Origin of the sequence: Albidovulum sp., from assembly GCF_008933605.1 — a bacterium.
Lineage (GTDB): Bacteria > Pseudomonadota > Alphaproteobacteria > Rhodobacterales > Rhodobacteraceae > Albidovulum.
In genome coordinates, this window is record NZ_WBUS01000147.1 from 1 (window position 1) to 7,679 (window position 7,679).

General features: G+C 69.9%; 7 protein-coding genes. All 7 read right to left on the reverse strand.

Annotation, left to right across the window (positions count from 1 at the left end; genetic code table 11):
* Positions 1-833, reverse strand: an 833-nt coding sequence (locus F9K34_RS15325) for an FAD-binding protein (protein ID WP_291337992.1), incomplete at its 3' end; no start/stop codon positions are given.
* 70 nt (positions 834-903) lie between these two features.
* Positions 904-2,337, reverse strand: coding sequence for an FAD-linked oxidase C-terminal domain-containing protein (locus tag F9K34_RS15330; RefSeq protein WP_291337993.1), 1,434 nt, complete (start codon positions 2,335-2,337; stop codon positions 904-906).
* Between the two features lie 154 nt (positions 2,338-2,491).
* Complete coding sequence (locus F9K34_RS15335; RefSeq protein ID WP_291337994.1) at positions 2,492-3,277, reverse strand: FAD binding domain-containing protein; 786 nt, start codon at positions 3,275-3,277, stop codon at positions 2,492-2,494.
* A gap of 13 nt (positions 3,278-3,290) precedes the next feature.
* Positions 3,291-5,669, reverse strand: coding sequence for a xanthine dehydrogenase family protein molybdopterin-binding subunit (locus F9K34_RS15340; RefSeq protein WP_291337995.1), 2,379 nt, complete (start codon positions 5,667-5,669; stop codon positions 3,291-3,293).
* Positions 5,670-5,681: 12 nt separating this feature from the next.
* A complete protein-coding gene (locus F9K34_RS15345; protein WP_291337996.1) occupies positions 5,682-6,167 on the reverse strand; it encodes a (2Fe-2S)-binding protein in 486 nt (161 codons plus the stop codon).
* Positions 6,168-6,195: 28 nt separating this feature from the next.
* Positions 6,196-6,741: a CoxG family protein gene (locus F9K34_RS15350; RefSeq protein WP_291337997.1), complete on the reverse strand. Its 546-nt coding sequence runs from the start codon at positions 6,739-6,741 to the stop codon at positions 6,196-6,198.
* A gap of 127 nt (positions 6,742-6,868) precedes the next feature.
* Positions 6,869-7,679 (reverse strand): molybdopterin biosynthesis protein (locus F9K34_RS15355; protein ID WP_291337998.1); only part of this gene is annotated, 811 nt, incomplete at its 5' end.

Consider the following 7,679-nt stretch of genomic DNA (forward strand, 5'->3'; position numbering starts at 1 on the left):
GGTCTGACTGACAGCCGCCAGACATCGCCCGGAACCCCGTGGAAGGGCGCCACGTCGCGCACCCCGCGCCAGAGCGCGGCGGCGGTACCGGGATCGCGTTCGACGCGGGCGGCGCCGAAGGGCGCGAGGATCGCCGTCAGCCGCTCCGCCCGGTATGCGACCGACTGCGCGAAACCCTCGATCCGCACCAGCGTGCCCATCGTCCCGTGCGCGGCCCCGGTGACGTCGAAGGGCGAGCCGAGCGCCCGCGTCATCGCCTCGACCGCCCGGGCGTCGTCGAGCCCCTCGAGCACCAGGACCGCCACCGCGTCGGGCGCCGGCAGGACCTTCAGGCTCGCCTCTGTCAGAACCCCGAGCGTGCCCCATGACCCGGCCATCAGCTTCACGAGATCGTAGCCGGTGACGTTCTTCATCACCCGCCCGCCGTTCTTCACCACCGCGCCGGTTCCGTCGACGAACCGCACGCCGAGGAGCGCGTCGCGGCAGGCGCCCGCCTGCACCCGGCGGGGGCCGGAGACATTGGCCGCGACCATGCCGCCGAGCGTCGGCTCTCCCGAAGTGCCGAGAAGCCCGCGCCAGTCGGCGGGCTCGAAGGCGAGCCGCTGGCCCTCGGCCGCCAGCACCGCCTCGACCTCGGCGAGGGGCGTGCCCGCCGCCGCAACCAGCGTCAGCGCGCCCGGCTCATAGAGCCGGATCCCGGCGATGCCCGAGACGTCGAGCGCCTCGCCCGCTCCCGGCCGCCCGACGCCCCGCGTCCCGCCGCCCTTGATCCTGAAGGGCACCGTCGTGCCCCGGATCACCCCGGCCAGTTCCTCTTCCGACGAAATCCTCACGTCCCTGCCTTCACCTTGGCCGAAATACTCTGCGGGGGTGCGGGGGTGCAAAACCCCCGCTTCCGTCCTCTCATCCGCCGCGCCGCGCCGCACTTGCCGCGAGCGGGAACACCTTCGCCGGGTTCAGGAGCCACCTCGGATCGAAGACATCCTTCACCCGCATCTGCGCCTCCATGTCCGCGCCCGTGTACTGCACGCCCATCAGGTCGCGCTTCTCGATGCCGACGCCATGCTCGCCGGTCAGGCAGCCGCCGACCTCGACGCAGAGCTTCAGGATCTCCGCCCCGAGCGCCTCGCATTTCTCGAGGTCGCCGGGCCTGTTGGCGTCGAAGAGGATCAGGGGGTGCATGTTGCCGTCGCCGGCGTGGAACACGTTCGCCACGTCGAGCCCGAAGTCGCGGCTCATCTCGCCGATGCGCCGCAAGACCTCCGGCAGCGCCGAGACCGGGATCGTCCCGTCGAGGCACATGTAGTCGTTGATCTGGCCCATCGCGCCGAAGGCCGACTTGCGGCCGAGCCAGATCTTCTTCGCCTCCTCCTCGGACGCGCTCTCGCGGAACTCCACGGGACGGTGCCGCGCGGCGATCTGGCGGATGAGGCCGAGCTGCTCGTCGATCTCCGCCTCCGAGCCCTCGACCTCGATGATCAGCAGCGCCTCGCAGTCGGGGTAGCCGGCATGGGCGAAGTCCTCGCAGGCGCGGATGCAGGGCCGGTCCATGAACTCGATCGCAACGGGCAGCACCCCGGCCTTGATGATGTCGGCGACGCAGGCACCCGCCACCTCGTTCGCATCGAAGGCGATGAGCACCGGGCGCGCGCCCTCGGGCTTCGGCAGGATGCGCAGCGTGGCCTCGGTCACGACGCCGAGCTGGCCTTCCGAGCCGCAGACGACGCCGAGCAGGTCGAGCCCGCCCGCGTCCATGTGCGCGCCGCCCAGCTCCACCACGGTCCCGTCCATCTGGACGAGCGTGACGCCGAGGAGGTTGTTCGTCGTCACCCCGTATTTCAGGCAGTGCGCGCCGCCCGAGTTCATCGCCACGTTCCCGGCGATGGCACAGGCGAGTTGCGAGGACGGGTCGGGCGCATAGAAGAACCCCTCCGCCTCCACCGCGCCGGTTACGGAAAGATTGGTGCGCCCCGCCTCCACCCGGATGAAGCGGTCGCCGTAGTCGACCTCCAGTACCCGGTTCATCCGCGCGAGACCGAGGATCACGCTGTCGGCCGTGGGCAGCGCGCCGCCCGAGAGCGATGTGCCGGAGCCGCGCGGCACGACCGGCACGCCGAGGTCGTGGCAGACCCGCAGCGCCGCCGCGACGTCCTCCGTGGAGCGGGGCAGGACGACGGCAAGGGGCGGGCAGCGGTAGGCCGCGAGCCCGTCGCATTCGTAGGCCCGGGTTTCGACCGGATCGTCGATCACCGCATCGGCAGAAACGGCGGCCCTGAGCGCTGCCACGATCTCCGCGCGCCGGGACAGGATCGTGGCATCGGCCAGGGGCATATCCATGCGGATTCCTCCAAATTGGTAAACTTATATAACCAATACGCCCGCCGCGCAACACAAAGCTGGGCGACGGCGGAGTCCCCGTGCCTGTTCACGGCCGCCGCAATAGAACACGCCCCCGCGCGATGCGGGGGCGTCCGGTCGGCTGTTTCGGGGATCAGGAGGCGCGGACGGCCCGTTGCGTCATCACCTTGACGAGGTTCGCCCGGTAGGCCGGCGTCCCGTGCAGGTCGGCCATGAGCCCGTCCGGCGAGACGGAAAGCCCCGAAAGCGCGTCGGCCGCATAGCTGGCCGAGAGCGCCCGCTCGCCGTCGCTCCAGCGGAAGACGCCGTCCTGGCCCGCGCCGGTGATCGCGACGCGCACGCCCGAGGCGTACTTCGCCACGAAGGCGCCGGTCAGCGCGAAGCGCGAGGCGGGCTGCTCGAACTTGGCGTAGCCCGCCCGCTCGGGGATCGGGAACCGAACGGAGATGATGATCTCCCCTTCCTCGAGCGCCGTCGAGAACAAGCCCTGGAAGAAGTCGTCCGCCGCGATTTCCCGCTTGCTGGTCACCACGGTCGCGCCCGAGCCCAGCACCGCCGCAGGATAGCACGCCGCCGGGTCGTTGTTGGCGAGGCTGCCGCCGATCGTGCCGAGGTTGCGAACCGCCGGGTCGCCGATCCCGCCGGCAAGACCGGCCAGCGCCGGATAGGCGGCGGCGGCTTCCCGCGCCACCTCGGCGTGGGTCGTCGCCGCGCCGATCTCGAGCGCGTCGCCGTTGCGGCAGACGCCCCGCATCTCGGGGATCCCCGTGAGACTGACCAGCACGGCAGGTGCGGCGAGCCGCTGCTTCATCGTCGGCATCAGCGTCTGGCCGCCCGAAAGCGCCTGGGCGTCTTCGCGGGCCAGCGCCTTCACGGCCTCGGCGATGGTGGAGGGTTTCACGAACTCGAAGTTATGCATGGAAGGTCCTCCCTCAGCCGTTGATCGCCGACCAGACCCGCGACGGCGAGACCGGCATGTCGATGTGCTTCACATGGGTGAGACCGCCGCGGTGGAGCGCGTCGATCACGGCGTTGACGACGGCCGGGGGCGAGCCGATGGCCCCGGCCTCGCCGCAGCCCTTCACGCCCAGCGGATTGTGGGTGCAGGGCGTCTGGCACGAGTAATCCACCGTGTAGAACGGCACGTCCGAGGCCCGCGGCATCGCGTAGTCCATGTAGGACCCGGTCAGCAGCTGGCCGTTCTCGTCGTAGCTCGTGTTCTCCAGAAGCGCCTGGCCGATCCCCTGGCCGACGCCGCCATGAACCTGCCCGTCGACGACCATCGGGTTCATGATGTTGCCGAAGTCGTCGGCGCAGGCGAAGGAGCAGATGTCCACCTTGCCGGTCTCGGGGTCGACCTCGACCTCGCAGATATAGGCGCCCGCGGGGAAGGTGAAGTTGGCCGGATCGTAGAAGGCCGTCTCCTCCAGCCCCGGCTCCAGCGTCTCCAGCGGGTAGTTGTGCGGCACGTAGGCGGAGAAGGCGATCTCTCCGAAGGTCTTGGCCTTGTCGGTCCCGGCGACGGAGAACTTGCCGTCGGCGAAGGAGATGTCCTCTTCCGCGGCCTCCAGCATGTGCGCCGCGATCTTCTTGCCCTTGGCGACGATCTTGTCGATCGCCTTGGTCACCGCAACGCCGCAGACCGCGAGCGAGCGCGAGCCGTAGGAGCCCATGCCGAAGGGGATCTTCGAGGTGTCGCCGTGGACGATCTCGACCGCGGATTCCGGCACGCCGAGCTTTTCGGCGACGATCTGGGCGAAGACCGTCTCGTGGCTCTGGCCGTGGCTGTGCGCGCCGGTCATCACGCTGATGTTGCCGGTCGCGTTCACCCGCACCGTGGCCGCGTCATAGAGCCCGACGCGGCTGCCGAGGACGCCGACGAGATGCGAGGGCGCGATGCCGCAGGCCTCGATCCAGGTCGAAAGCCCCATGCCCCTGAGCCTGCCCTTCTTCGCACTCTCGGCGCGGCGCTTCTCGAAACCGGCGACGTCGCCGATCTCCATCGCCTTGTCGAGCGTGGCGCCGTAGTTGCCGGTGTCGTAGGCGAGCCCGACAGGCGTGGTGTAGGGGAACATGTCCGGGGTGATGAAGTTCTTCCGGCGCACCTCGAACGGGTCGAGGTTCAGTTCCCGGCACATCTTGTCGATGATCCGCTCGAGGCTGAAGGTCGCCTCGGGCCGGCCGGCGCCCCGGTAGGCATCGACGGGCACGGTATTGGTGAAGACCGTCTTCACGTTCACATAGATGTTCGGCACCTTGTAGGGTCCGGCCATCAGCGTGCCGTGCAGGAAGGTCGGCGTCGCGGTCGAGAAGTTCGAGAGATATGCCCCCACGTTGGCCAGCGTTGCGGTCCGGAACGCCAGGAAGGTGCCGTCCTTCTCGCAGGCAAGCTCGATCTTCGTCACATGGTCGCGGCCGTGGGCGTCTGAGATGAAGCTTTCCGACCGCTCCGCCGTCCAGCGCACCGGGCGGCCGAGCTTCTTCGCCGCCGCGAGCACCACCGCCTCCTCGCCGTAGTGATAGATCTTGGAGCCGAAGCCGCCGCCCACGTCGGGCGCGACGACCGTCAGCTTGTTCTCCGGGATGCCCATGACGAAGGCCGCGATCAGCAGCCGGTGCAGGTGGGGGTTCTGGCTCGTCGTCGTCAGCCGGTAGTCGCCGGTGCCGGGGAAATACTCGCCGATCGAGGCGCGCGGCTCCATCGCGTTCGGGATCAGCCGGTTGTTGACGAGTTCCAGCGTCGTGACATGCGGCGCGGACTTGAAGACCTCGTCCACCTTGGCGCGGTTGTCCTCGATCCAGCCCCAGTCGAAGCAGAGGTTGTCGGGGATCTCGTCATGCACGCGGTTGGAACTGTCGGCGACGGCCGCCGCCATGTCCACGATCGCCGGAAGCTCCTCGATCTCGGTGTCGGCGGCGAGTTGCTCGGCGGCGTCGCGCGCCTGCGCGTAGGTCTCTGCCACCACGGCGGCATAGGCGTCGCCGACGTGGCGGACCTTGCCGTGGGCGAGCACAGGCCGCTTCGGCTCGCGCATCGGCGTGCCGTCGCGGCTGTTGATGAGCCAGCCGGCCGGATTGCCGCCCATGTCCTTGAAATCCTCGCCGGTGAAGACGGCGAGCACGCCCGGCATCGCCGCGGCGGCCGAGGTGTCGATGGACCTGATCCGCCCGTGCGCGACGGTGGAGCGGACCATCACCGCATGGGTCTGGCCGTGCAGGCTGACGTCGTCGGTGTACTGGCCGCGCCCGGTGAGGAAGCGGACGTCCTCGCGGCGCTTCATGCTCGCGCCGATCCCGTGATCCTTAGGCATCTCTTCCCTCCCTCATTCGGCGGCGACGGCCGACACGTCCTGCCCGGACGCGGCGAGCACCGCCTTGACGATGTTGTGGTAGCCGGTGCAGCGGCAGATGTTGCCTTCGAGGTAGTCGCGCACCTCGGCCTCCGTCGGCTTGGGGTTCTCGGCCAGGAGCGCGGCCGAGGTCATCACCATGCCCGGCGTGCAGAAGCCGCACTGAAGCCCGTGATGGTCCTGGAACGCCTGCTGGAGCGTGCCGAGCGAGCCGTCGGCGTTCGCCATGCCCTCGATCGTGCGCACGCTGGCGCCCTCGACGTCGAGCGCAAAGACCGTGCAGCTCTTCACCGCCTTGCCGTCGACATGCACGACGCAGGCGCCGCACTGCGAGGTGTCGCAGCCGACATGCGTCCCGGTCAGGCCGAGCCCTTCCCGAAGGAACTGCACCAGCAGGGTGCGCCCCTCCACCTCGCCGGATACGGCCTTGCCGTTCACGGTCATTGTGACTTTTGTCATCTCAACCTCCCTGTGGACTTCAACCGGATCAGCCGCCGAAGACGCGCTTGATCCAACCCTTCTTCTGGCCCGCCTCGCCGTCCGGGGAAGCGGCCTCCTCCGGCGCCTCCCCGGGCGTGTCTCCGGGAACCGAGGGCCCTTCGACCGTCGTCTTGAAGCGCTCGAAAAACTCGTCGGCGAGCTTCTTGGCAAAGCCGTCGATGATCCGGCTGCCGAGCTGGGCGAGCTTGCCGCCGACATGCGCCTCGACCTCGTAGCCGAGCCGCGTCCCCTCCGCCTCCGGCGCGAGCGTCACCTTCGCGCCACCCTTGGCGAAGCCCGCCGGTCCGCCCTTGCCTTCGCCCGTGATCGTCAGCGACTGCCCCGCGACCATGTCCGAGAGCGTGACCATGCCGGTGAACTTCGCCTTCACCGGGCCGACCTTCTGCACCACGACGGCCTCGTAGCCCGCCTCGGGCGAGCCGGTCAGGCTTTCGCAGCCGGGGATGCAGGCCTTCAGCACCTCCGGGTCGAGAATCGCCGCCCAGACCGCCTCGGGGCCGGCCGCGATGTCGCGATGGTCGATAAGTTGCATGTCGGTCCCCCCTCGCCTGCGGGCACGAGCCTACGGATTCGCCCCGCATCAGGCTATGTGACGATGGTCGTGCTTGTCATCTCCCGGCTTCCGTGTTTTCCGCCTTCGCCTCGGGCGGCCGGAAAGGTCACGCCCGGGGCCCCCGCACCCGTTCGCGCGGTTCGGGGCGGACCGGGCTTTCCATCAGGAGCCCGCCCACGCCCATGGCGGAGATGTCGTCCGCCGACACGTCGAGACCGCAGGCAAGCCGCTCCAGCACCCAGTCCGCGCCGTTGAGCGCGACGGACCGCGCACAGCCCGGCAGGCCGATCACCGGCCGGGTGCCGAGCCGGCCGTGGAAGAGAAGGTTGCCGGGATCGACCGGCATCCCGAAGCGCGCCACCGTGCCGCCCGCCGCCCTGAGGCCCTCGGGCGCGGTGTCGTGCAGGTCCGATGTCGCCGCCGAGGTCAGGATCAGCACCATGTCGCCCTTCAGCGGCCCGAGCGCCGCCGCGATCGCGGCGGCGTCATGCGGCACCTCTACGACCTCGGCCAGCGTCATGCCAAGCGCGGCAAGCCGCGCCGCGACGGCCTGCTCGCCCTTCCTTGCCAGCTTGGAGTCGTTCGGCGCGCCTGTCGTCGTCAGGATGAGCCCCGCCGAGCCCAGCGCGACGGGGCGCACGCGGATCGCGCCCGGGGCGACGCGGCAGGCCTCTTCCAGCGTCGCGCCTGCCACCGCGTAGGCGATGACCTTCACGGTGCCGACCATCGTCCCCTCCGCGACCCGCGCGAAGTGCGCAAGCGTCGCGAAGGTCAGCGCCGGATCGGCCCGGTTCAGGGCGTGGACGGCGGCCGTGTCGATCTCGACGATGCCGGGCCCGGTCGCGTGGAAGTTCACCCGCCCCGCGTGCGGCGGCGACAGCGTGAGGCGCGCCCCGGCCGGGTCAGGCACGAGCGCG